Raw genomic sequence first — 24,823 nt, forward strand, 5'->3', positions numbered from 1 at the left:
GCGTGACCACGACTGAGACGACGAAATCCGCTCCCGAGCCCACCTTCCGAAAGCGAGTCGACTCGTTCTTCGAGATCACCAAGCGGGGGTCGACGTTCTCCCGCGAGGTGCGAGGCGGACTCGTCACCTTCGTGGCGATGGCGTACATCGTCATCCTCAACCCGATCATCCTGAGCGGCAGCAAGGACGTGCTGCACCACTCGCTCGGCTTCACCCAGGTCGCCGCGGTCACCGCGCTCACCGCCGGTGTGATGACGATCCTGTTCGGACTCGTCTCGCGCCTGCCGTTCGCCTTCGCCGCGGGCCTCGGCATCAACTCCTTCCTGGCCGCGAGCGTCGTCGGCGATCTCACCTGGCCCGAGGCGATGGGCCTCGTGCTCATCAACGGTGTGATCATCGTGATCCTCTCCGCGACCAACCTGCGGGTGCTCATCTTCGATGCGGTACCCCTCCAGTTGAAAATCGCGATCACCGTCGGCATCGGCCTGTTCATCGCGTTCATCGGGCTCGTGGATGCGGGCTTCGTCACGTCCACGGGCTTCAATTCGCCGCCGGTCGGCCTGGGCGTCGGGGGCTCGGTGGGAACCATCCCCGTCGTGGTCTTCGCCTTCACGCTGCTGCTCACGGGCATCCTCGTGGCCCGCAAGGTCAAGGGCGCGCTCCTCATCGGAATCGTCGCGAGCACCTTCGTCGCCATGATCATCGAGGCCTTCGCACACCTCGGCGCCGGCGGCGCCAAGAACCCCGGCGGCTGGAGCCTGCAGGTGCCCACTCTGCCGAGCCAGGTCGTCAGCGTTCCCGACTTCAGCCTCATCGGCCAGGTGAGCTTCGGCAGCTTCGAGCGCATCGGTATCCTCGCCGCCCTCATGCTCGTGTTCACGCTCGTCTTCACGAACTTCTTCGACGCCATGGGCACCATGACAGGTCTCTCCAAGGAGGCCGGGCTGTCGGATGAGAAGGGCAACTTCCCGAGGCTCAAGTCGGCCCTGATCGTGGAGGGCATCGGCGCCGTCGCCGGTGGATTCACCTCTGGCTCGTCGAACACCGTCTTCATCGAGTCCGGCGCGGGCATCGGTGAGGGAGCGCGAACCGGCTTCGCGAACCTCATCACCGGTGTGCTGTTCCTGCTCGCGACATTCCTGAGTCCGCTCACCACGATCGTTCCGAGCGAGGTCGCTGGTGCGATCCTCGTGATCGTCGGCGCGATGATGATGGCGCAGATCAAAGAGATCCAGTGGTCGGACTTCTCGGTCTCGCTCCCGGTCTTCCTCACCGTCGTGATCATGCCGCTGACCTACTCGATCTCGAACGGCATCGGCGCGGGATTCATCGCCTGGGTCGTGCTGCGCTCCCTCTCCGGAAAGGCAAAGGGCATCTCCTGGCTGCTCTGGGTCGTTGCAGCCGGGTTCCTCATCTACTTCGCCCGTGGGCCGATCGAGCTCCTCATCGAGCACTGACCCCCTCCTACCCCGCGCCCTCCCTCTGCGCTCCGCCTTCGTCGTGCATGGACGGGAGCCGGGAGGTCAGCGGATGCGGTTGCGGCCGAAGGCGCGGCGCACGCGTTCCGCGAAGCTCGGCGCGGGCGGCTCGTTGTAGCTGTCGGCGAACTCCTGGCCGCTCATCCGCCCGATCGCGGCCATGATCTCGTCGGTCGCCCTACGGCGCGCACGCCCGGAGTCGGCCGAACCGTGCGAGCTCAGATCGAGCGGAGCACCGAACTCGACCGTGATCGGGCGGATGCGGGGCAGCCGTGAGCCGACCGGTTGCAACTCCTGGGTTCCCGTCAGCGCCACAGGAACGACCACGGCACCCGAGGTGAGCGCGAGCCAGGCGACGCCGGTGCGACCGCGGTAGAGCCTGCCGTCAAGCGAGCGAGTGCCCTCGGGGTAGATCGCGAACGCTCCCCCGTGCTGCAACACGTGGAGGCCGCTGTCGAGGGCGTCCTGGGCGGCGCTGCCCGCCCCGCGCACGACGGGGATCGCACCAATGCTCGTGAAGAACGACCGCGAGACCCATCCGCGGAATCCGCGGCCGGTGAAGTATTCCGCCTTCGCAAGGAACGACACGGAACGAGGAGCTACCAGCGTAATGACGACACTGTCGATGAACGAGAGATGGTTGCTCGCGAGGAGCACGGCGCCAGACTTCGGCACGTTGCGTCGACCGAGGATGCGAGGGCGCCAGATCAGCCTCGCCACTGGAGCCAGCAACAATCGAGAGACAGCCTTCAGCACCCATACAGCCTAGACACGCCGCCATGCCACCCACGGAATATGTTGTGCCGGGGTTGCCCGAGGAGGCGCTGTGGAGCGATAGCGCTCGTGCCCGGACTGTAACCGAGTATGCGCCCCCCGAACGGGGGGTTATACGGCGCCGCAAAAGAGACGTAGTGTCACGTCTATCCCCCGAACGGGGGTCATTTCGTGCACCGAACTGTCCCGAATTGCAGTGTTGCCGATGAAAGAATCAGGCGCGCTTTTCCCCGAGAGAAGCACAGAACTCCGGCGCGTCTCTGCGTTTTTCGAGAACGCGCAAGAGAGCGCGTTGCTGATCGCCGCCAGCTATGGGTCGGGGAAGACGAGGCTGCTCGAGGCAATCGCCGCGGATGCCCCCTGGCGCGTTCACAGGGTGCGGATAAACCCGAAAGAATCCAGGCTGCGATTCTCCGGTCTCTCGACGATCGTCGCAGCGTTCCACTCCCCAGAGGCGATCGCGCTGTCGGAAAAGCTGCTCTCTCCCTCGGCCGGCCACGCTCGGCCCGAGGCCCAGGCATCCGAACTCCTGGAGTTCTTCCACCGAAGGGACACGGAGTTCGAAGTACTGCTCGTCGATGACATCGACCTCATGGATCCGGCAAGCCAGCGGGTGATCTCGATGGTGCTCTCCAGGCTCGACGGGAGCCGGCTGCGTGTGATCGGCGCGGCATCCGCCATTCCGCAGGACGGCCCGCTCGCATCTCTCGCCCACATGGGACTCTCCCCGCTCAACTTCAACGAGTCGCTGCGCCTGCTGTCGAGTCTCGCCGGACCGAGCGCGGACGAGGCGATCCTGCGCATGGTCAGCAGCGCGTCGAGCGGTAATCCGGGAGCGCTGCTGCACAACCTCGCCGCACTCAGCAGCACAGAGCTCGCCGGCAACGAAGCGATCACGCTGCCCTTCCGTCCACGACCCGACCCGAGCCCCACGCAGCCGATCCGAATGAATCCGCTCGCCGCGCAGCGGCGCGCCCTACTCGCTCGGCTCTCCTGTGCACGGCTGAGCAGCTACGACGCCATCGCGTCCCAGCAGGGGAGCACGGCGGGAACACTCGAAGGTCTCCTGGGCGACGGCAGCGTGCTCCGCCAGGGACGCTACATCAGGATCCGTGACCCGTTGGTCCGCGCCCGCGTGTACTGGTCACTGGACGCCACCAGCCGCGCCGACTACCACGCCATGGCGGCGGCTTCGGAAGAACCACACGACCCGGAGCTCGCCGCGTGGCACCGAAGCAGAATCTCGCCTGGCGGCGCGACGGCGGACGAGCTGCTGCGAGCCGCGACACGGTTTACCGGCCTGGGTTACGTTGCACAGGGAATCGAGTTCGCCGAACACGCGCTCACCGTCGACCGAAACGCGTTCGGCAGGGTCGACGGCCTCATCGATTACGTCGAGTCCCTGTTCCTGCGCGGCGAGCTGAATCACGCGGAGCGCTATGCCCGAATCGCCAGGGGCGAGGCGGGAACGGGTGGCACCTCCTCCGCCCTCACAGAGCTGCGCACCAGGATCGAGTTCATGTCGACCCAGCGGCTGCCACCCACGACAGACGGGGATGTCCCGCCCTCCGACGGCGAGCATCCAACGGCCGACACGGCTCAGAATCTGGCCGTCACCGCCATCCGTCACGCGGAACTCTGGGAGCTCGATGCCGCCAGGTCCTCACTCGAGCGCGCGCGTGCCGCTGCCCCGACAGCGAGTCCGGCCCTGGCCACCACCATCGCCCGGGCCGAGCTGATGATCTCGGCGCTGACGGGAGATGCCGGCCCCGCCAACGCCCTCTACGACGAGCTCGCGCACCACGGTCCCGGGTCGCAGCGTCCACAGCACCTCATCGTGCTCGGGCAGAGTCTGACCCTCCTGCAGGAGCACACCAGGGCGCGGCGGGTGTTCAAGGCGATTCTCGAACTGGAGAACTCCCTCGATCCGATCTGGCGAGACACCACGAGATACGCCCTCGCCGAGAACGAGATCCTTGCGGGCAACCAGTTGGAGGCGCTCTCGGTCATCGACCTGCTGAACATCACGAACTCGACATCACCGCTGCACCGAAACATCCGTCGGTTGCTCATGGCCTGGTACTGGCAGGCTGTGGACAACCGCGCTGCCGCGGACGCCGCAATCGCCGAATGCCATCACAGTTTCACCTCGGATGACAACCTCGCGCTGACCGCACGCCTCGAGTGCTACCGGGGCGGCTTTGCTCTCGCGCGGGGGCGGCTGGACGATGCCGTTGCTTTGCTTCGAAGCGCGACCGTCTACGGTGGTTCGCTCAGCATCCCCGCGCTGCTCAGCTACTGGGTCGACCTGATCGAGGCGTGCGTGTTGTCCGGACGCGAGGTCGAAGCCGCAGAGAGGTTCCAGGAGTTCCACCTGCGGGTCGCGCTGCATCGCACGCGGTGGACGGTGCTCGCTGACGCGCGCGCCGCGGCACTCGCCTCGATCGGAGAGCCGTCGCTCAGCGCATTCGAGCGGGCGATCGAACTGTGGAAGCCCGGGGACTCGCGGTTCGAGCTCGGCAGGATGCTGATGAGCTACGGCGACAGACTCACGAGCCTCGGACGGGCAAGAGACGGCAGGGAGCAGTACCTTGCCGCGCGCATCCTCTTCACCCAGCACGGCGCGGCGTCGTGGGCTGCCAGGGCGGATGCCCTGCGCAGACGGGAGGGGCAGGACGCCCCGACGCATCCGCTGCTCTCTTCACTCACCCCGGAGGAGCGTCTCGTCGCCACGCTCGCCTGTCGCGGGTTGCGCAACAAGGAGATCGCGGCCGAGCTGTTCCTCTCGCAACGCACCGTCGAGGTGCGCCTGACCAGGATCTACCATGCGCTCGGCGTGAGATCCCGCGCGGAGATGATCGGTGCGCTGTCCTGGCTCGACGCGCCCGAGGGTGGCCACGACCACACAGAAGAGCACCTCTAGGTCTCCCCGTCGACACGGGTGTGCCTGCCTGCATGCGCACTCATGAGCGGCGCCTCCGTGGCGATGATGCGGCGCTCCGGGCTCTTCCACGTGCCGTTGCTGCGTCCGGCGAGTTTCGGGAAGTACGCCTCAGGGAGGGTGCGAAGGCAGATGGCCGCGTCCACGATGCGCATGAGCGGAAAACCGAGACCCAACAGCAGGTAGCGCGGCCTGCGCGTGACGATCACCACGAGCACGGTCAGTGCGTAGTCCGGCACGAGTACGCCCAGCACCACGGCGAATGGCGGCAGCAGATGCGGCAAGTCGCCCGCGAGTCCGCCAAGGGCAATCCCGACGTTCTCAGCAACGGATGCGCCGATCGAGACGAGCAGGAGAGGAATGGTGAGCAGGAGCATGGCGCTGCTGCTCAGAAGCTCGACGATGAACAGGGCGAGCGCACCCCAGAACCTGCGGAAATGGAATCCGTGCCTGCGCACGGTCTGCCAGAAGCCCAGCGACCACCGACGGAGCTGTTTCGTGTAGTCGCGATAGCTGTCCGGATCCTGCGTGTATGCAATGGCCGCGGCAGGGTGAAAGGCGATACGCCCGAGCTTCTTGGCATGCACCTCGAAGGTCATGTTGAAGTCCTCGATGGCGAGTCCGGGCGCGCTGATATCGATGCTCGAGAGGATGCGCGTGCGATACATACTCGCGAAGCCGGGCACGATCGACACCACGTTCGCCCGCCGTGCCGCCTGCCCGTACTTGAGCACGTATTGCACGACGACATAGAAGCGCTCGCGGTACGCGACGAGGAACCGGCCCATCCTGGTCGGAGCCGGCGGCTCGGTGATCGTCGCCGCTCGCCCCGCGACCGCGACCACGTCATCCCCGTCGAACAACGGCAGGCCGGTCGCCATGTAGTCGGACGCGAGACGGGTGTCTGCGTCCAGCAGCATCACGACCTCGAAGTCGTCGGCCAGCCTGAAGTGCTCGATCGCAGCCGAGAGCGCGCCGGCCTTGCCACGATTCGGATTCAGCTCGAGCACCTGCGCGCCCAGCGAGCGAGCGAGCCGCGCGGTGGCGTCACTCGATCCGTCGGATGCGACGAAGACGTGCGAACTCGGAACGCCGACAGACAGCGCCGAGTCGATCGTGTGCGCGATGACCAGCTCTTCGTTGTGCGCCGCGATGAGCACGGCCACGTCGTCCACCGAGAGCAGTGGATCGGCTGCCGACGCCCGCCGCCCACGCGACAGGCGAAGCAACGCCCGGCTGAGGCCCGTGCATCCCCAGACGAGCGTGTTGATGCCCAGCACCAGAACCAGCACAAGGACGAACGCGAGCATACGGGACTCCGAACGGGTTCGGCAGGCGATAGTCGGGATCAGCGCCTGTCGGTGATCCGACCGTAACACCGTGCCCTCGACCGGGGAACAGCGTCAAGCCGTGGTTAACCGCACACCGCTGCGCGATATCTGCGTGATGCCGCACATCGTTCTCGAAGCCTTGCTCACGATGCGATCCAAACGGTCGAATTAGCACCGGCCCCAGCGTCCCGGCAGTCACCCCCGCCGTGGAAGCACACCCGATGGGGCCAGCAGCACCTACCCGAATATCTGCAGACAGGATGGACATGTCCATTGATTTTGCGGCCGCCCCCACCGCAACGACAGAACCCGATGTCTTCTCCCGCGAAGACGCTCCCACCTCGGGGCCGCGATTCGACTTCGACGTCGCCATCGTCGGCCTCGGCTATGTCGGCCTCCCCACCGCGCTCGCGTTACACGCGACCGGAGCGCGGGTGCTGGGCCTCGACCTCAGCGAGCACCGGCGCGCCACGATCCTCGCCGGCAAGGCAGATCTCCTGGAGTCGGACCGGGCTCGATTGCGTTCCGCCGCCGTCCGCGACGATTTCGTCATCAGCGGTGATCCGGCCCTGTTGGGCAGCGCCGCCGCCGTCATCGTCTGCGTTCCGACGCCCATCGATCAGTACTCGACGCCGGATCTCGCGATCCTGGCGAGCGCGTGTGCCATGGTCGTGGATGCCGCAACACCCGGTCAGCTCCTCGTCCTCACCTCCACCACGTACGCCGGCTGCACCCGCGACATGCTCGTGCGCCCTCTCGAGAAGCGTGGATTCGCGGTTGGCGAGGATGTGCTGGTCGCCTTCAGCCCGGAACGAATCGACCCCGGCAATGAGGGCTTCACCCACGAGGAGGTGCCGCGCGTCGTCGGCGGTGCCACCGGCCGCTGCCAGCGCGCGGCCGAGGACCTCCTGCGCCGCTACGCGCACTCCGTGCACACGGTCGGTTCGCTCGAAGCCGCCGAGATGACCAAGCTGCTCGAGAACACCTTCCGCGCCGTGAACATCGCTCTCGCCAATGAGTTCGCCGAGGCCTGCAGCGCGCTGGGACTGCCCGTTCTCGATGTCATCACCGCCGCCGCGACGAAGCCGTACGGCTTCATGCCGTTCTTCCCCGGTCCCGGCGTCGGCGGCCACTGCATCCCGTGCGACCCGCACTACCTGCTCTGGCAGCTGCGGCGAGACCATATCAGCCTGCCGGTGATCGAGCAGGCGATGGCGGAGATCGGCAGTCGCCCCCGCCGAGTGGTCGAGCGCATCCGCGAGATCCTCGCTGACCACAGCACGCCGATGCTCGGTGCACGCGTGCTCGTGGTGGGTGTCGCCTACAAACCGGATGTCGCCGACCTGCGCGAGTCGCCGGCGCTCGAGATCATGAGCCTGCTGCGCGGCCACGGTGCCACCGTCGGCTTCTATGACCCGCTCTTCGACTCCGTGCCGCTGCACGATGGCGAGGAGGTGGCAGCAACGCTCGACCCGATCGGCTTCGCGGCGGATCTGGTGCTGTTGCACACCGACCACCTCTCCTCAGATACCTCTTGGCTCGCGGCCGAACCCATCGTGCTCGACGCGACCTATCGCAGGGTCGATCTGCCGCAGCGCCTGCTGCTCTGACCCGACGTCCGTCGCCGTCGTCCCACACCCTTCTCCAACCCGAACACAGGAGACATCATGAGAACTGTCATCACCGGAGGTGCCGGCTTCATCGGCGGCCATCTCGCAGAGGAACTCCTCCGCCGCGGGGACGACGTCGTCGTCTTCGACGACCTCTCGACCGGATCGCTCGGCAATCTGCTCACGATCGCGCACGACCCACGACTGCACATCATCAAGGGGTCGATCCTCGACAAACCGCTCGTGATGCGCGTGATCGACGGAGCGGATCGCGTGTTCCACCTCGCGGCCGCGGTCGGAGTGAAGGTCATCGTGGAGGACCCGCTCAGAAGCCTGCGCACGAACATCCACGGAACAGAGAATGTGTTGAACGCGGCGCTCGCCGCGGATGCGACCCTGCTGCTCGTCTCCACCGGAGAGATCTATGGCAAGAACGTCACTCCGGGCCTGAGCGAGGATGCGGATCGCGTGCTCGGCTCGGCAAGCAAGTCCCGCTGGACCTACGCCGCGGCCAAGAGCATCGACGAGGCATTCGGCCTCGCCTACCGAAGCGAGTACGGCCTGGACGTCGTCATCGTGCGCCCGTTCAACACGGTTGGCCCGCGCCAGACCGGCAGGTACGGGATGGTCGTTCCCAACCTGGTCGGCCAGGCGCTGCGTGGTGAACCGCTCACGGTCTTCGGCGACGGTCGGCAGTCGCGTTGCTTCGCCTATGTGGGGGATGTCGTCCCCGGCATGATCGCGCTCGCCGAGACCCCGGCGGCCTATGGTCGAGCCGTCAACCTCGGCACCACAAACGAGATCACGATTCTCGGCCTCGCCCAGCGCGTGATCGACGTGCTGGGCAGCAGGAGCGCGATCAGCTTCGTGCCGTACGAGCTCGCCTACGTCGATGGCTACGAGGACATGCGCCGACGCGTGCCGGACATCCGTCTCGCGAGGGAACTCGTCGGCTTCGACCCGACGACGTCGCTCGACGACATCATTCGCGCAGTCGCGGCCGTGCCGGGAAGCAACGCCAACGAGGCAATGGCCTCTCCGGTGCGCTCTCCCGCTGGCACCACGGCGCCCGCGCCGAGTCATATCCCCGCGGTGGCATGATGTGCGGCATCATCGCCTGCCGGGTCACGACGGATGCGACCCCGTACCTGGTGAGCGGACTGGAACGACTCGAGTATCGAGGCTATGACTCCGCGGGAATCGCCGTGTCCGTCTCGGACGGCAGCACTGCGGTGTTCAGGACGACCAGCCGCGTGAGCGCACTTCCCGCGCTCGCTGCAGCCTGGGAAGGTCCCGCGCTCGGCGGCATCGGCGTCGGCCACACCCGTTGGGCGACCCACGGCGGGGTGTGCGTCTCGAACGCGCACCCACACCAGGACTGCAATCGCCGGTTGAGCGTCGTGCACAACGGCATCCTGGGCAACGCCGAGCAGCTCACCGCGGAGTTGATTCGCGCGGGCCACAGCTTTGCGTCGGACGTCGACAGTGAGATCCTGTGCCACCTGATCGAAGACGCGCTGGGCGAGACGACCGAGCTGCTTGCGGCAGTCACGCGCGCGCTGCGATCGCTCACGGGCTCGTGGGCATTCGTCGTACTCGACGCGCAGACCGGCGCGATGGTGGCCGCGGCCCATCGTTCTCCTCTCCTGCTCGCGGAATCCAGCGACGGGGTGTTTCTCGCGAGCGACATCAGCGCGATCGCCGACTGGGTCGATCAGTTCAGGATCGTGGGCGACGGCGACATCGTCGAGGTGGCCGAGAGCGTCACCTGGACCCACGGGGGAAAGCCCGTCGCCGCACCGGCCGCCATCGACCGCCCGCCGCGAGTCGTCGACAGCCGCCCGCTCGATCGAGGCGATCACATGGTCAGCGAGATCGACGAGCAGCCGGAGGTCACCGCCAGGCTTCTCGATGTCGTCGGCAGGCGAATCGCGAACGGAGCACTCTGGCGCGAACTCGGCATCGCCCCGTTCGAGCGGCTTCGACTGCTGGCCTGCGGAACGTCGCTCAACGCCGGCGAGGTGATCGGCATGGCACTCAGTCGGTTGGGCGGGCTGCCGTTCACCCTCGTCGTCGCGAGCGAAGCGGCCGATTCCGTCGTGGAGCCCGGCACGCTGACCCTCGCGATCAGCCAGTCGGGCGAGACGGCGGATGTACTGCGAGCCGTTGAGGAGGGGCCAGCCGATGGCTCCGTCGTCGCCCTCGTCAACAACATCCACTCGACCCTGGCGCGTACCGCCGGTGTCGTGCTCGGATGCTCTGCCGGCGAGGAAGTCGGAGTGGCAGCGACCAAGACTTTCGTCTGCCAGGTTCTCGTCGGCACCGGACTTGTCATCTCGGCCATGGCCGAATTCGGGCGGATCAGCCGGTCGCGGGCGAGGGATCTCGTCGACGACCTGTACGGTCTGCCGGACCGTCTCGCCGCGGCGAGCGCCGCAGCCCACGAGGCACTGCCGTCCATCGTCACCGAGGTGCGCAGCGCGAGCGGTTTCATCTTCCTCGGGCGCGGGAGCGGAGTGCCCTACGCCAGAGAAGGCGCACTGAAACTGAAGGAACTGAGCTACCGCTGGGCCGAGGCCTACCCGGCCGGCGAATTGAAGCATGGCCCGCTGGCGCTCATCGAAGAGGGAACACCGGTAGTGGTCGTTGACAACGGCGACCCCCGGTTGCTTGGGAACCTCGCAGAGGCCCGAGCGCGGGGAGGGCGGATCTTCAGCGTCGGTCGTTCGGGCGGCCGGATCGAGATTCCCCTCTCCGCCCTGGCCCCGTGCGGTCCACTCGAGGCGGTCGTTCCCCTGCAGCTTCTCGCCCTCGATCTCGCCCAGAGTCTCGGCTTCGACGCAGACAAACCTCGCAACCTTGCAAAGTCGGTCACGGTTGACTGACCCGACATCCCGCCCAAGAACGCCCCCGGCACCTCCCACAAGAAACCTGAGTACCCGACATGACCACACCAGCACACCGCAAGAGCGGTCGCCTCACGCGGCTGCTTGCCGCATCCGCCTCACTCCTCCTCGCGCTCTCCGGCGTGGCGCTGGCCTCGTCCGCCGCCGACGCCGACACGCCGCAGACCATCGTCAGTCTCACCTTTGACGACGCCAATGCCGACCAGCTCGCCCCCGTGCTCGCCATGAACGCGCTCGGACTCCATGGCACCCTGTACACACCGACGGGGTGGATCGACTCCGCCGGCTACCTGACCCGGGCCAACCTCGCGACGCTCTATGCGAACGGCAACGAGATCGGCGGACACACCGTGAACCACCCCGACCTGACGACGGAATCTGTCACCGACCAGACCCAGCAGGTGTGTCAGTCTCGCGCGACCCTGGCCGGTTGGGGCTTCCCACAGACGAGCTTCGCCTACCCCTTCGCGTCGGTGAACGCCACCACAGAGCAGGTGGTCGAGAACTGCGGCTACAACAGCGCCAGGGGTCTGGGCGATATCCAATCCCGTTTCGGCTGCGCCGGATGCGACTACGCGTCGACGCTCCCGCCTGACGACCCGTACTACACCGAGGCGCTCGACGAGGTCGATTCGACCTGGACGCTTACGGATCTGCAGAACGGCGTCATCAACGCCGAGAACCACGGCGGCGGCTGGGTGCAGTACACCTTCCACCACATCTGCGACAACGTCTGTGACTCCCTCTCGGTGAGCCCCGCGCTGTTCGCCCAGTTCACCCAGTGGCTCGCCGGCCGTGCCGCGACCAACAACACCGTGGTCAAGACCGTGGGCCAGGTGATCGGAGGTGCCGTGAAGCCGGTTGTCCCCGTGACCAATTCGATGGCTCCGGCCCCCGGCCCCGGCGTCAACGGGATCATCAACCCGAGTCTCGAGACCGCAGGCACCGGTGGAGTTCCGTCGTGCTGGACGGCGAGCAGCTTTGGTGCCAACTCGCCCAGTTTCTCGTCGGTCAGCCCCGGGCACACCGGGAACGTGGCAGAGACACTGAACATGACTGCGTACAGCAACGGAGACGCCAAGCTCCTTCCGACGATGGACCTCGGGGACTGCGCGCCCACGGTGACCCCTGGGCATACATACTCTCTCCGCGGCTGGTACACCTCCTCCGGTCCCACCCAGTTCGAGGTGTATCTGAGAACGGATGCCGGCGGCTGGGTCTACTGGACAGCCAGCCCGTGGCTCGCCGCGAGCCCGCTGTTCTCCCAGGCTGTCTGGACCACTCCCGCCATCCCCGCCGGGTACAACGGTCTGAGCTTCGGACTCACCGCGTTCCAGGTGGGCACCATCACCACCGACGACTACGAGTTGTATGACAGCGTCGGCACCCCGGCTCCGCTGCCCACCATCGTCGCGGGCACACCCTCCATCAGCGGCATCGCGAAGGTCGGTGCGACCCTGGCATCGAGCGCAGGCACCTGGGGCCCAGGGACGGTGACGCTCGCCTACCAGTGGCTGCGCAACAACGTCGCGATCGCTGGGGCGACATCCGCAAGCTACACGCTCGTCGGAGCGGACGCCGGCCAGCTGATCTCCCTGCGGATCATCGGAACCGAGACCGGATACAACCCGGCCTGGGCGACCTCCGGTGCGAGCGCGACGATCATGCCAGGCGATCTCACGACCGACGTGCCGACGATCTCGGGAACAGCCAAGGTCGGAGTTGCCGCCACCGCGAACCCGGGCGGCTGGGGTCCGAACACGGTCGACTTCGCCTACCAGTGGATGTTGAACGGCATCGCGATCGCTGGGGCGACATCCGCAAGCTACACGCCGGTCGGCTCGGACAGCGGCGGGACGTTGACCGTTGCCGTGACCGGGACGGAGCTCGGCTACACGACCGCGACGACGACCTCGGCACCAACGCTCCCGATCGCCAGGGGCGACCTCGTGGCACCCGCACCGACCATCACGGGCGACCTCAAAGTTGGATCGACACTCACGGCGGTTCCCGGGACGTGGGGACCGGCGGGCACCGCGCTCAGCTACCAGTGGTTGCAGGACGGAAACCCGATCGTGGGGGCGATGTCGAGCACCTACACGCCCGTACCGAGCGACGCCAACGCCGTCATCACGGTCGCGGTCAGCGGCAGCCTGCTCGGGTACACGCCGCAGACCCAGGTGTCCCTCCCCGCCGGGCAGGTCGCGCTCGGAACCCCGACTGTCGGAGTGCCCACCATCTCCGGCAACGCGGCAGTGGGCCAACAGCTCACCGCGGCAACCGGCAATTGGGGCCCGGGCACGGTGACGTTCAGCTACCAGTGGCTGCGCGACGGCGTGGCCATCGGGCGCGCGATCAACCCCACGTACACCCTCGGTGGCGGTGACCTCGGGACGGTGATCACCGTGAGCGTCACCGGTCAGCAGGCCGGGTACACCCCGGGCACCGCCGTCTCGGCAGCCACCGCCGTCATCGCCAGCGGCACCCTCACCACGCAGGTTCCGACGATCACCGGAACCCGGCGGGTGGGCGCGACGCTCACGGCGGTTCCCGGAACCTGGGGCCCCGGCACGGTGACCCTCGGCTACCAATGGCTGCGCAACGGCAGCCCGATCGTCGGAGCGACCTCCGTGCAGTACACGGCGAGCGCGAGCGACGCTGGCAAGACCCTGAGGGTGCGCGTCACCGGAACGGAGTTCGGATTCACTACCGCGACGACGACCTCCGCCGCGACCTCGACCATCGCGCTCGGAGTCCTCACTGCCCCAACGCCGACGATCACGGGAACCCGCACCATCGGGAGCGTGCTGACCGCGGTTCCCGGAACCTGGGGCCCCGGCACGGTGACCCTCGGCTACCAGTGGCTGCGCAACGGCAGCCCGATCGTCGGGGCGACCTCGTCGATACACAAGCTGGTCACAGCTGACTATCGCACAGTGATCTCCGTGAGAGTGACGGGGACCAAGCCGGGCTACGCGACGGTGACGAAGACCTCTGCGACGATCGGAGGATTCCTGACGGCGTTGTCGCTGCCGACGCTCTCGCTGCCAGCGGACAACGCCTCCGCGTTCGCGCCGAGTCCAGTGGCGGCCTCACCCGACAATCCGGCGCCGATCATCGCCCTCCTCCTGGTGATCGTGGGCGGAGCGGTCATCGGACTTCGCTTCTGGTTGCGGCCGAGCAGCCGTTGAGCGAAGCATCCCCGGAGCCCGAGCGGTCGGGCGGTCGGTTCTCCGATCGCCTGACCGTTTGGCGTTCTTGGGTGCTGCGGCACCGCCTGCTGGCGGGCGTCGCGGGCGTCGTGGTCGTGGCTCTCGTGGTCGCGGCGGTCATCGTGATTCCGTTGCTGGCAGGCACACCGACCAGAGCGCCGACCGTCGCGAGTGCGCCTCGGAGCTCTGCTTCGGTATCCGCAACTCCGAGCGCCTCGCCGTCGCCGACACCCACCCCGTCCGCGACACCGATCGCGCCGCCTGCCCCTCCTCCCCCACCCGCCTCGCGGCAGTATCCGCTGCACACGGGAATCGTGTCGACCACATTCTGGGTCGGCGAGATCTTCGACCCAAATGCGGCAGACGGCAGCCAGATGATCTCGACCTACGACTCGGATTGGTTCGGCAGCTACGGCGGATGCGACGGCGTCGTGACCGGGGGCGGCTGCGAGACGGAGGCGCGCACGGCGGGCAACGGATTCTTTCCCACCCAGATGACGCCGCGCCAGAATCCGTTCTACCTGGATCTGCCCTTCGACGATGTGAACGACTCGACGGCGCGCGCGATGCGGCAGAGCGTGATCCCCTGGGCCGGTGATCCCGCGTATCGCGGAGCCGGAACCAACGAGAACATCAGCCTGATGAAGAACCGGTGGGTGCGCATCAGCGCGAACGGCCAGACCTGCTACGGGCAGATCGAGGATGCCGGCCCCGGCGAATACCACGACGCCGCGTACGTGTTCGGCACCGGCAACACCAGGCCCGCGAATAAGAGGTACAACGGGGCGGGGATGGATGTCTCTCCCGCGCTCAACGGATGCCTGCATTTCGCCGAGTTGGACGGCCAGGACGACGTGGTCAGTTGGCAGTTCGTGGAGGCCTCCGAGGTTCCGCCCGGCCCATGGAAGCGCATTGTGACCACGAGCGGCGTGCGCTGAGGGCTTATCCTCTTCCTCTCCCCAGTCGCCTCCCCGCCCTCCGTGCGCTCTTTTCCCATCGAGCGTGCCTATTCGCGCCGAACGTGCCCATTGAAACGCAATCAGACGAGCACGCTCGGTGCAGCCGGGCACGCTCGGCAAAGTTGCACCACCTGCGGATGGGCGGATCGGCCGGCTGCGCTGCGCTACTCCGTCGCGACGAGGGTGGCGAGCAACTGTTCCCCGTACTTCTCGAGCTTGCTCTCGCCGATACCGGTAATGGTACCGAGCTGTTCGAGAGTGGTCGGCCCGCTCGTGGCGATCTCGCGCAGGGTGGCGTCGTGGAAGACGACGTAGGCGGGAACGCCCTGCTCCTTCGCTTCGGCACCGCGCCAGGCACGCAACGCCTCGAAGGTGGTGGTGGCCTCCGGCGTGAGGTCGGCGAGAGCGGTGCCGCTCGCCTTCGACCCGCGCGACTTGGCCGCGCGGATGGGCTCGCGCCGCAGGTTGACGCGACGCTCCCCGCTGAGAACCGAGGCACTGGCATCCGTGAGCACGAGGGTGCCGAAGCCGTCGCTGTTCACTCCGAGGAGCCCCTGCGCGAGAAGTTGCCGCACGACTCCGCGCCACTCGGATTCGTTCAGCTCGGTTCCGATGCCGAAGGTGCTGAGCGTGTCGTGCTTGTTCTGCACGACCCGCGCGGTCTCCTTGCCGAGAAGGATGTCGATGAGCTGCCCGGCACCGAACTTCTGGTTTCGTTCGCGCTGCAGTCGCACCACGGTGGAAAGGAGTTTCTGGGCTGGGACGGTGCCGTCCCAGGACTCGGGAGGCGCGAGGCAGGTGTCGCAGTTGCCGCACGGCTGGCTGGTCTCGCCGAAGTAGGCGAGCAGTTGCACGCGACGGCACTCGACGGTCTCGCACAGGGCGAGCATGGCGTCGAGGTGCGCGCTCAGCCGCCTGCGGTGCTCGGCGTCCCCTTCGGACTGGTCGATCATCCGCCGCTGCTGCATCACGTCTTGCAACCCGTAGGCGAGCCAGGCGGTGGACGGCAGTCCGTCACGGCCGGCTCGTCCGGTCTCCTGGTAGTAGCCCTCGACCGATTTGGGCAGGTCGAGGTGGGCGACGAAGCGCACGTCGGGCTTGTCGATGCCCATGCCGAAGGCGATCGTGGCGACCATCACCATGCCGTCTTCGCGCAGGAACCGTGACTGGTTCGCCGCGCGCACCCGGGCATCGAGGCCCGCGTGATAGGGCAGTGCGGGGATGCCGTTCTGCACGAGGAACTCGGCCGTTTTCTCGACGGATGCCCGCGACAGGCAGTAGACGATGCCGGCATCCCCGTCGTGTTCGCTACGCAGCAGGCGGAGCAGTTGCTGCTGCGGGGAGTCCTTGGGCGCGATGCGGTACTGGATGTTGGGCCGGTCGAAGCTGGCGACGAAGTGGCGGGCTTGCCCAAGTTGCAGCCGTTTCTGGATCTCCTTGTGCGTCTGTTCGGTCGCCGTCGCGGTGAGCGCGATGCGCGGCACCTCCGGCCAGCGCTCGTGCAGCATCGACAGTTGCAGATAGTCAGGGCGGAAGTCGTGGCCCCACTGCGCAACACAGTGCGCCTCGTCGATCGCGAACAGCGACACTTTTCCGCGGTCGAGCAGGGCGGATGTCGACTCGATCTTCAGACGCTCCGGAGCCAGATAGAGCAGGTCGAGTTCGCCCGCCAGGAACGCGGACTCCACGTCTCGACGCTGCTCCGCATCCTGCGTGGAGTTGAGGAACCCGGCGCGCACGCCCACCGCGGTGAGGGCATCCACCTGGTCCTGCATGAGGGCGATGAGCGGGGAGACGACGACCCCGGTGCCTTCGCGCACGAGCGCCGGGATCTGGTAGCAGAGCGACTTGCCGCCGCCGGTGGGCATGAGCACGAGCGCGTCACCGCCGCCGATGACGTGCTGGATGATGTCCGCCTGGTTGCCGCGGAACGCGTCATATCCGAAGACCCGGTGCAGGGTGTCGAGGGCGGCGTTTCCCGACTTCGCGGAACCGGGGTTCGCGGGCCGCAGTTCACCGGTCGCGTCGAGTCCCGCATCCACTCCCAGGGTCATGCCCCAAGGGTAACTGGCGGTGGTGACACGGCGCGTGGTCTGTGCACAACGACGACTGCCTTAACCAGCTGGTCGAGTAGTGCGCGAGGCACGAGCCCACGTATCGAGACCCCCCACGAACTACAGCCAGAAGCGTCAAAAAGGCTGTCGCTGATCCGTCCCTAATCGTAGGATTGCAACGAATCTGACATATGGATTGCAACGAATCTATTCGTAGGATTGCAACCAAATCGCGTACCCTCAATTCCACTGCCACAAGGGTTGTGACCGATTTCCAGAACGATACGCTTTCTGGCTGTTCGCCCCGTGGGCCTCAACGTGGCCAAGGCTCATTTCCCAGAGCGATAAGCTATATCCGGCCCATTCAAGTTGATGATAGGTGTTGCGGCCAGGGCTCATTTCCCAGAGCGATAAGCTGGATTTTGCGCGAACGTGTCCTTCGCCGGAGTTGCGGCCAGGGCTCATTTCCCAGAGCGATAAGCTCGCGACTGAGATCGGTGTGCAGGCTCGCACGTTGCGGCCAGGGCTCATTTCCCAGAGCGATAAGCTGTCCGCATACGCCTGCAATGTGGCCAGCTCGTTGCGGCCAGGGCTCATTTCCCAGAGCGATAAGCTGCGATGAGACGGTGCCGCGAGGCGTCGCGGTTGCGGCCAGGGCTCATTTCCCAGAGCGATAAGCTCCGCGTGAGGTTGCACCATCCGACACCGACGTTGCGGCCAGGGCTCATTTCCCAGAGCGATAAGCTACCCCATCCCCATGGGCGTACTGCCTGTAGTTGCGGCCAGGGCTCATTTCCCAGAGCGATAAGCTTCGTAGGTGCGCCACGAGAAGAGCCGCTTCGTTGCGGCCAGGGCTCATTTCCCAGAGCGATAAGCTTGCAACACCGCAAGTTTCGTTATCGAGATAGTTGCGGCCAGGGCTCATTTCCCAGAGCGATAAGCTAGGCACTTTGACCACGTTGGATCAGATGCGGTTGCGGCCAGGGCTCATTTCCCAGAGCGATAAGCTACACGCTACTCGCGCACCCGCCAGAGCAGAGTTGCGGCCAGGGCTCATTTCCCAGAGCGATAAGCTGCCGCGCGCAGGAGGCCGGTCATCAGCTGGGTTGCGGCCAGGGCTCATTTCCCAGAGCGATAAGCTTTCACGGTAGGAACGCAGCCTATGCAGCCGGTTGCGGCCAGGGCTCATTTCCCAGAGCGATAAGCTCAGCGCTTTCGGACTATGCCGAGGGGCGAAGTTGCGGCCAGGGCTCATTTCCCAGAGCGATAAGCTACTTTACGGATATCAGGCAGTGTGGGATGAGTTGCGGCCAGGGCTCATTTCCCAGAGCGATAAGCTCCTTCCTCTGTCGGGGTACTGGGGAGCAGAGTTGCGGCCAGGGCTCATTTCCCAGAGCGATAAGCTCTGGTGGTTACACCGGTGACATGCCGCCTAGTTGCGGCCAGGGCTCATTTCCCAGAGCGATAAGCTGTAACTGCCTGCGGGGATCGCATCCGCATAGTTGCGGCCAGGGCTCATTTCCCAGAGCGATAAGCTGAGTCTGGTGAATGGTCAGCGGCCGTGGAAGTTGCGGCCAGGGCTCATTTCCCAGAGCGATAAGCTGGCTGGCCGTGAGTCTGCGGGTCATGTGCTGTTGCGGCCAGGGCTCATTTCCCAGAGCGATAAGCTACAAAACCGTATCGGTAAAGACTACATCCTGTTGCGGCCAGGGCTCATTTCCCAGAGCGATAAGCTGCACCGAACGTGATGTATCCGGGGTTCGGTGTTGCGGCCAGGGCTCATTTCCCAGAGCGATAAGCTACTGCCCCGTATGGGTGTGTCTACTCTCGGCGTTGCGGCCAGGGCTCATTTCCCAGAGCGATAAGCTCACGGATGGGTTCATTCCCAAAGCTGCGCCGTTGCGGCCAGGGCTCATTTCCCAGAGCGATAAGCTAAGTCCGCGCGGAGGCCGAGCGACGGTGGCGTTGCGGCCAGGGCTCATTTCCCAGAGCGATAAGCTGTCGGGTTCGTGATCCTCACAGAATGCGAAGTTGCGGCCAGGGCTCATTTCCCAGAGCGATAAGCTCGAGCGACTGCTAACGCGGGAGAACTGGCAGTTGCGGCCAGGGCTCATTTCCCAGAGCGATAAGCTTTTGGCTCCACCCAACCCCGTCCGCTTTACGTTGCGGCCAGGGCTCATTTCCCAGAGCGATAAGCTGATCTTCTGGTGCGCGATGACCTGGCCACTGTTGCGGCCAGGGCTCATTTCCCAGAGCGATAAGCTCGACACGGTAAAGGCCGCTTCGCGTTCCTGTTGCGGCCAGGGCTCATTTCCCAGAGCGATAAGCTGCGTATTGAGGACGATCTGCTCGCAATCTTGTTGCGGCCAGGGCTCATTTCCCAGAGCGATAAGCTCTATTCCTTGCCCTCGCCCGCGCGATTCTCGTTGCGGCCAGGGCTCATTTCCCAGAGCGATAAGCTTCAGACGAAGAACGCGTGGGCGCCGGTTCTGTTGCGGCCAGGGCTCATTTCCCAGAGCGATAAGCTCTTAGTGCGGATAGCCAAGTTAGGCCCGGTGTTGCGGCCAGGGCTCATTTCCCAGAGCGATAAGCTTCCGCGCTGACGGCACAACCGCAACGATCAGTTGCGGCCAGGGCTCATTTCCCAGAGCGATAAGCTGACCAGCGGGCTTTCTTGCACGCATTCTTAGTTGCGGCCAGGGCTCATTTCCCAGAGCGATAAGCTAGATGGCCCGAAAACCCCTGATTGATCAGGGGTTTTCGGGTCACTTGCTTTCATAAAACTGGCGCGCATTGCTAGAAGAATGCAAGCTGATGCTGATTTTCTCGCTTTACGCGGGTGTGACCGTAGAAAGTCACCATATTTTCGTACTGCTTGTCTGTCAGCATGAGGATGTCAAGTTTGCCGTCGTCGGGCACGGCTTGAGCAATCTGGATCGCGAGTCGGTCAGCCTGCGTCTTGTCACGGCAATATTTCAGATAAACCGAGAACTGCGCCATCTGAAATCCCTGCTTGAGCAGATACTTACGAAAGTCGGCCGCAGCCTTTCGTTCCTTCTTCGTGAGGACCGGAAGGTCAAAGAGCGTGAACATCCACATGACGCGATACCCCGACAATTCCGTCACGCCGCGACCTCAGCCAGATCCCGCACCTCATCGATCATGCGCGAGGTGGGGAGCTCAAGCTGGTCACGATCTCCTGAGTAGACCTGACTCAGTGAGGTTGCGAGGTAGTGCAAAGCCACCGAAACAGGGCTAGTCCCCAGACTCGTGGGAACGTCGGTGTTGATCACGGAGACGAGCCGACGCTTGACCTCAACCGTCACTTCTTCATAACCAGCGTCAACAAGGCCGTGGACGCGAATATCAACCAGCGGGCGGTACGGCTCCATCAAATCGTCGACCAGCCGCATCGAGTCATAGGCATTGCGATGATGTATCCCGATGCCTGGATGCAGGCCTGCAGCAACTACCGCGCGAGCTGTTGCAGATCGCAGAACTGCATAGCCGTAGTTAAGAAAGCTGTTGACCCCCATCAATTCACGGTCACGGCGGAATGTGCGCCCGAACATCCGCCGCCAGTACAGTCGCGCGGCCTGGGCCTCGAAATTTTCTGGGTCACCCGACCGCACTCTGGGAATCATCGCCCTCACCGGCGAGGAATCGACCCCCATAACTTCCAGCGCCATTGACTGCATGTCAAGCTTGGCGCGAACAACCTGCTGCCAGAGACGCTTCGTCGTTGGTCGTGAAGCTTCGATCTGTTTCTCGATTCGCCCGGACTGTGCAAAATTCCCATCGATCGCAAGCATGATCCCTACGGGACTGAAGTTCTTACCCGCGACGATAAACGGGATATTGCGCTCTGCGAGGGCAGCGAGGAGTCCGGCTGACTGCGTCGCTCCGTAGGGATTAACGATCACAGCGCTCACGTCATCGAGTGCGACCCGCGCAACAACTCGCACAGAATCCCGGATGAGCATGTTGCCGTACTCCAGCGACAGATGCCTGTCGGACTCAATGACCTCAATCACCCGACCGATCATGAGGCACCCCCTTTTCCTAGCTACTCACGAAACCCCGGATCTTTCACCCTTCCAATGGGATCAACAAAGACGCGGCGCGCTTGCACTGCCCTTAACGAGTTCGGCGTCTTGCGCGTATAAGAGAAGCCAGAATCCTTGTCGCGCTCACGAGCATCAGCGTTTGCCTCAAAATTCTCAGCCATCGACAACGTCCCGGACGTCAACTTCTGTAGACGCATCAACCTTCTTTTGCCGTTTTCCTCAATCGCGATCATGTCGTCGCCCATAACCCGCATCACGAGATCCTCACCCGACCATGCTGTGGTTCGGAATCTCGCGGAACGTATAAATTCTTGATAGTCCTTGCCCTGCGCCTCAAATGAGGTGACGACGCGCCCGCCCCACTTGTCTCCTTCCACCCGGAAGATCTCGTAACAGTAGTTCGAATCTCCCTTATACGCCTTATAGGGCTCCGTGCCGTTGAGCATCGACTCACCACGCTGATATATAGGGATGACCGAAAGGGTCTCAACAAACCGCACACTTCGACGGCCGGTTTTTGCCTTTACTTCAGCGAGCTTGCGTGCGATTTCTGGCATGCTCAAGGCACCAAGTATCGCATCCTCCAATTCATCGCGGAATGCGCCGGAAACCTGCAGATCCTTGAGATGCTTTTCACGAACGTTCTCGACTGGAATTTTATGGCGCACTCGATATCTTCCGGAGGCATCGGGTCCACTTACAATCCCCAACGCCGTGTCGTTGTGCAGAGCGGAGCCGGTTCCATGATCGGGTTTGTGCGACACAACCACTTTCTGAACCGCCGCTACCAGTTCTTCGCGGAACTTCGGCCATGGATCAGGGAACCCTTCGAAGTAACGATCAAGGTTCCGATCCTCTGCACGAGCCGCTGCCGTTGAAACCCGCTGAAGCAGCGAGCGGTCCGTAACGGCGATAACCGCAGCATCTACCGCATGATGCCGATGGTCGGTGCGTTCCTTCTTCCCCGAGTCAGACAGGATCGAATTGAGGTTCCACTTGCCGCGCAGCAGGCCAGTCAGCCGTCCGGGTGTGACCCAAACATCCGCGCAGACTGCCTCAAGATACTGCTTTGCTACACGTGATAGGTATCGTGTGTCGTTGAGTTGCCGTGCAAGAAAGCCCTTCTCTTCGTCCTCCCAATCAGTCATCGCCCCTGAGGAAAATCGACGCTGCTTATTCTTCGGAAGCACCTCGGCTCTCGCCAGGATATCGCTCCATGAATACCCGTCTGCCGAAACACCAAAGGCCTCGTAGGGACTGCGCTTGGCCTTGTACTTGTTCGCGCTCTGGTGGACGAGTACCTTGTTGGCATAGCCGTCGTCAAGCGTCGCCGAAAGAGGCAAAATATGGTCGACCTGGAACTCATTGCTGAACAGCGAAGCCAGCCCGATCCTGCGGCCTGAGTAGACGCACACTGGAGTCGCCCCAAGTTCGTTGAACAACCGAAGTCGCAAACGGTTGTCATACGTGGCCGATTGACCTAACTTTTCCAACTCACTCCGGATCGCATCGTTCTCGTCCTGGTTCTTCTTCTGTTTGCGTTCGATCTCACGCTTCTCTTCCGGGCTTTTGTTGAGATCCCGCGCGAGTTCAACCACGATCTGCGTTGGCAGGCCATACGTCTTGATAAGGGCATTGACGACCTTGCGCAATTGGTTCAACCCGATGTGGACAGTCGGATTGCCGATCTTGCCGTGAACCCGCTCCGACTCCACGCTCGACTTGCCGGCAGGCATGGTGTATTGGCCAAGCACCTCTCCGTAGTACGGCAGCTCGAAGAGCAACTCCGCCCTTCGCTTGTCACTATGGTGCTTGTACCCTGCGGCCTGAACTGCCTTGTCGTAGGTGAGCGGCTGACCCTGATCCGCGTCCCATCCTTCGATGAGGTGCGGCAAAATGCGACTCATCGCCTTGGTACTCAAACGCAGGCATGCTGACGGCAATGAAACATCAGAGATGTATTCGGCCTGCTCCCGCGTCAGGTTGTAATGCTCGGTGAGCCAATCGATGAGAACACGTTCATTTGCTTCATTAAGGAGGTGGCCGACGAGCATGTCCTGTTCCTCAATGCTGAGGTCAAACCAGGCACTTCCAAACGCTTCCGCATGGGAGAGCTTCGCCGAAGTCTGATCACCTTTGACCTCATTGCGTTTGCCATCCTCAAGCGTGAACTCCCACGCCCGAGCCTCGGCCTTGCCGAACAAAATCTCACGGAGCTTCGGGGGTGTTCGTTTGACCTCACCCCGGAGTTCCCTGACTAGTTTGTCGCGCTCAGCTCGAGTAAGAGCACGTTCATCCAACGTTCTACGATGGCGAAGTCGAAGATGATTGACCTCTTGATATAGACGAAAGAGTTGCGAGGACGGGAGAGCAACTGCAGCACGTAGTTCTTGGTGCTCAAGATAGCAGCGTCCCACATCCTGAGGAAGTAAATTCCGTTGGAAAAGTAGAATGTCTCGAAGCGCGCGGCGATCGACATCAGAGAATTTTCCGGGCGCGAATCTCTCCTGTGCATCCCAGAGCGCATCGAATTCATGGGCCATCATCTCGCGAGACACGTAGAAGGCATAAGTCGCGTTCGGCCCAGATCCGATTAGCCGCGCCCGCGCTGGGAGTCCATTCTGAATGCGGCGCCACAGTGCTGCACCAACGGTTGATCCGCCCAATTCCCCGGCGAACTCAGCGATCGCAGACTTGATTTTGCCCGGGTCCTTATCTGCATCTTTAGACTGCTTGTCTGTCTTACGGTTGCTCTTGAAACCGCGACGCTGTTGGAGGTGGAACAGTGCTCGTCCAAATTCATGCGGGGTTAACTCCCTCTCTAGCCCCTCGGCGCGTAACCGGTAGGGATTGAGACTGAGAAGCGCCTGCCTTTCGGTAATATCCGCTGGGAATAGTCCCGCCTTCACCAGCCCGCCGATGTACTTCCTGCGCCGGCGAAGATAGCGATCACGCTGCCGCCTCATCTGCCGTGGGCCACGCCGGTCGGCAGCTTTCGAGCTGCCGTCCTTTGGGTTTCGACCGTCGCCAAAAATGCGCGATCCTATTCGTACGATGCGGAACGGACAATTCTGCGCGTCTAATTCGAGCACAGCCCAGCCGAGCGAGTTCGTGCCCAAATCCAACCCCAGTCGATACCGAAGCATCACAAGCTCCCTCTACTCGAAGTCAGCATGACCCGAGCAAAAGTTTAGTTGTAGGAATCAATTAACCGTGCCCCCAAAGAAGGGGCATGAGGATTCCATTCGACCGTGGTACTTTACTGGTACTTATCGCTCTGGGAAATGAGCCCTGACGTTAACAAGATGACCTGTTAACCAGGAATATTCACCAAATGAGATGGGGCCGCGCAAGCGGCCCCATTATTTTTATCTGCCTATAAGCCCCTATCTGGGCTTATAGGCAAGAACGTGTGGATGGGTCGGGTGTGTCATCCGCGTCCTGCCCAGCCTGATCGGTGCCAGAGTCCTTCCTCGGCGTTGAGGCCGGTG

At 64.0% G+C, this 24,823-nt stretch carries 13 protein-coding genes and 1 CRISPR repeat array; of the genes, 7 read left to right on the plus strand and 6 right to left on the minus strand.

What is annotated here, in order from left to right:
• Nucleotides 1–2: 2 nt before the first annotated feature.
• Entirely contained in the window at nt 3–1,457 is a 1,455-nt protein-coding gene (locus tag ABUA28_RS08225) for an NCS2 family permease (RefSeq protein ID WP_349903551.1), read from the plus strand.
• Between the two features lie 66 nt (nt 1,458–1,523).
• Here ABUA28_RS08225 and ABUA28_RS08230 read toward each other — a convergent pair whose 3' ends face one another.
• The gene (locus tag ABUA28_RS08230) at nt 1,524–2,234 is read right to left on the minus strand and encodes a lysophospholipid acyltransferase family protein (protein ID WP_349903552.1); all 711 of its coding nucleotides are present in this window, start codon (nt 2,232–2,234) and stop codon (nt 1,524–1,526) included.
• Between the two features lie 223 nt (nt 2,235–2,457).
• Between ABUA28_RS08230 and ABUA28_RS08235 the strand changes: the two genes are divergently transcribed.
• Nucleotides 2,458–5,175, plus strand: coding sequence for a helix-turn-helix transcriptional regulator (locus tag ABUA28_RS08235; protein ID WP_349903553.1), 2,718 nt, complete (start codon nt 2,458–2,460; stop codon nt 5,173–5,175).
• Here ABUA28_RS08235 and ABUA28_RS08240 read toward each other — a convergent pair.
• Nucleotides 5,172–6,503 carry a glycosyltransferase family 2 protein gene (locus ABUA28_RS08240; protein WP_349903554.1) on the minus strand — a complete coding sequence of 444 codons (1,332 nt, stop codon included), beginning with the start codon at nt 6,501–6,503 and terminating at the stop codon, nt 5,172–5,174. The two genes, ABUA28_RS08235 and ABUA28_RS08240, sit on opposite strands and share 4 nt — an antisense overlap.
• Before the next feature lie 287 nt (nt 6,504–6,790).
• On the opposite strand from ABUA28_RS08240, the gene ABUA28_RS08245 reads away from it, so the two are divergent.
• From ABUA28_RS08245 to ABUA28_RS08265, 5 genes are all read left to right on the plus strand, one after another.
• A complete protein-coding gene (locus tag ABUA28_RS08245) occupies nt 6,791–8,134 on the plus strand; it encodes a nucleotide sugar dehydrogenase (protein WP_349903555.1) in 1,344 nt (447 codons plus the stop codon).
• A 57-nt stretch (nt 8,135–8,191) separates the two neighbouring features.
• Nucleotides 8,192–9,235, plus strand: a complete 1,044-nt coding sequence (locus ABUA28_RS08250) for an NAD-dependent epimerase/dehydratase family protein (protein WP_349903556.1) — start codon at nt 8,192–8,194, stop codon at nt 9,233–9,235.
• The gene (glmS, locus tag ABUA28_RS08255) at nt 9,232–11,019 is read left to right on the plus strand and encodes a glutamine--fructose-6-phosphate transaminase (isomerizing) (protein ID WP_349903557.1); all 1,788 of its coding nucleotides are present in this window, start codon (nt 9,232–9,234) and stop codon (nt 11,017–11,019) included. The genes ABUA28_RS08250 and glmS overlap by 4 nt, the downstream gene beginning before the upstream one ends.
• 59 nt (nt 11,020–11,078) lie before the next feature.
• Nucleotides 11,079–14,231, plus strand: a complete 3,153-nt coding sequence (locus ABUA28_RS08260) for a polysaccharide deacetylase family protein (protein ID WP_349903558.1) — start codon at nt 11,079–11,081, stop codon at nt 14,229–14,231.
• Between the two features lie 71 nt (nt 14,232–14,302).
• Nucleotides 14,303–15,190 carry a hypothetical protein gene (locus ABUA28_RS08265; protein WP_349903559.1) on the plus strand — a complete coding sequence of 296 codons (888 nt, stop codon included), beginning with the start codon at nt 14,303–14,305 and terminating at the stop codon, nt 15,188–15,190.
• Between the two features lie 185 nt (nt 15,191–15,375).
• Here ABUA28_RS08265 and recQ read toward each other — a convergent pair whose 3' ends face one another.
• The 4 genes from recQ to cas9 all read right to left on the minus strand — a co-directional run bounded on the left by recQ (nt 15,376) and on the right by cas9 (nt 24,478).
• On the minus strand, nt 15,376–17,265 hold the full coding sequence (recQ, locus tag ABUA28_RS08270; protein WP_349903560.1) for a DNA helicase RecQ: 1,890 nt from the start codon (nt 17,263–17,265) through the stop codon (nt 15,376–15,378).
• A 315-nt stretch (nt 17,266–17,580) separates the two neighbouring features.
• A CRISPR array of direct repeats spans nt 17,581–19,990; the repeat unit is 36 nt; unit sequence GTTGCGGCCAGGGCTCATTTCCCAGAGCGATAAGCT.
• Nucleotides 19,991–20,061: 71 nt separating this feature from the next.
• Nucleotides 20,062–20,391, minus strand: coding sequence for a CRISPR-associated endonuclease Cas2 (gene cas2, locus ABUA28_RS08275; RefSeq protein ID WP_349903561.1), 330 nt, complete (start codon nt 20,389–20,391; stop codon nt 20,062–20,064).
• The gene (gene cas1, locus ABUA28_RS08280) at nt 20,388–21,311 is read right to left on the minus strand and encodes a type II CRISPR-associated endonuclease Cas1 (RefSeq protein WP_349903562.1); all 924 of its coding nucleotides are present in this window, start codon (nt 21,309–21,311) and stop codon (nt 20,388–20,390) included. The genes cas2 and cas1 overlap by 4 nt, the downstream gene beginning before the upstream one ends.
• Nucleotides 21,312–21,331: 20 nt before the next feature.
• Nucleotides 21,332–24,478 (minus strand): type II CRISPR RNA-guided endonuclease Cas9, encoded by a 3,147-nt coding sequence (cas9, locus tag ABUA28_RS08285; protein WP_349903563.1) that lies wholly within the window; start codon nt 24,476–24,478, stop codon nt 21,332–21,334.
• Between the last annotated feature and the right edge of the window lie 345 nt (nt 24,479–24,823).

The sequence above is a fragment of the Parafrigoribacterium humi genome (assembly GCF_040227205.1).
GTDB classification, from domain to species: Bacteria; Actinomycetota; Actinomycetes; order Actinomycetales; family Microbacteriaceae; genus Parafrigoribacterium_A; species Parafrigoribacterium_A humi.

What these genes read in the sequence shown, in the direction of transcription:
- ABUA28_RS08235 (WP_349903553.1), top strand. Translation starts at nt 2,458, where the DNA reads ATGAAAGAATCAGGCGCGCTTTTCCCCGAGAGAAGCACAGAACTCCGG.
- ABUA28_RS08245 (WP_349903555.1), top strand. Translation starts at nt 6,791, where the DNA reads ATGTCCATTGATTTTGCGGCCGCCCCCACCGCAACGACAGAACCCGAT.
- ABUA28_RS08240 (WP_349903554.1), bottom strand. Translation starts at nt 6,503, where the DNA reads ATGCTCGCGTTCGTCCTTGTGCTGGTTCTGGTGCTGGGCATCAACACG.
- cas9 (WP_349903563.1), bottom strand. Translation starts at nt 24,478, where the DNA reads ATGCTTCGGTATCGACTGGGGTTGGATTTGGGCACGAACTCGCTCGGC.
- glmS (WP_349903557.1), top strand. Translation starts at nt 9,232, where the DNA reads ATGATGTGCGGCATCATCGCCTGCCGGGTCACGACGGATGCGACCCCG.
- recQ (WP_349903560.1), bottom strand. Translation starts at nt 17,265, where the DNA reads ATGACCCTGGGAGTGGATGCGGGACTCGACGCGACCGGTGAACTGCGG.
- ABUA28_RS08260 (WP_349903558.1), top strand. Translation starts at nt 11,079, where the DNA reads ATGACCACACCAGCACACCGCAAGAGCGGTCGCCTCACGCGGCTGCTT.
- ABUA28_RS08250 (WP_349903556.1), top strand. Translation starts at nt 8,192, where the DNA reads ATGAGAACTGTCATCACCGGAGGTGCCGGCTTCATCGGCGGCCATCTC.
- cas1 (WP_349903562.1), bottom strand. Translation starts at nt 21,311, where the DNA reads ATGATCGGTCGGGTGATTGAGGTCATTGAGTCCGACAGGCATCTGTCG.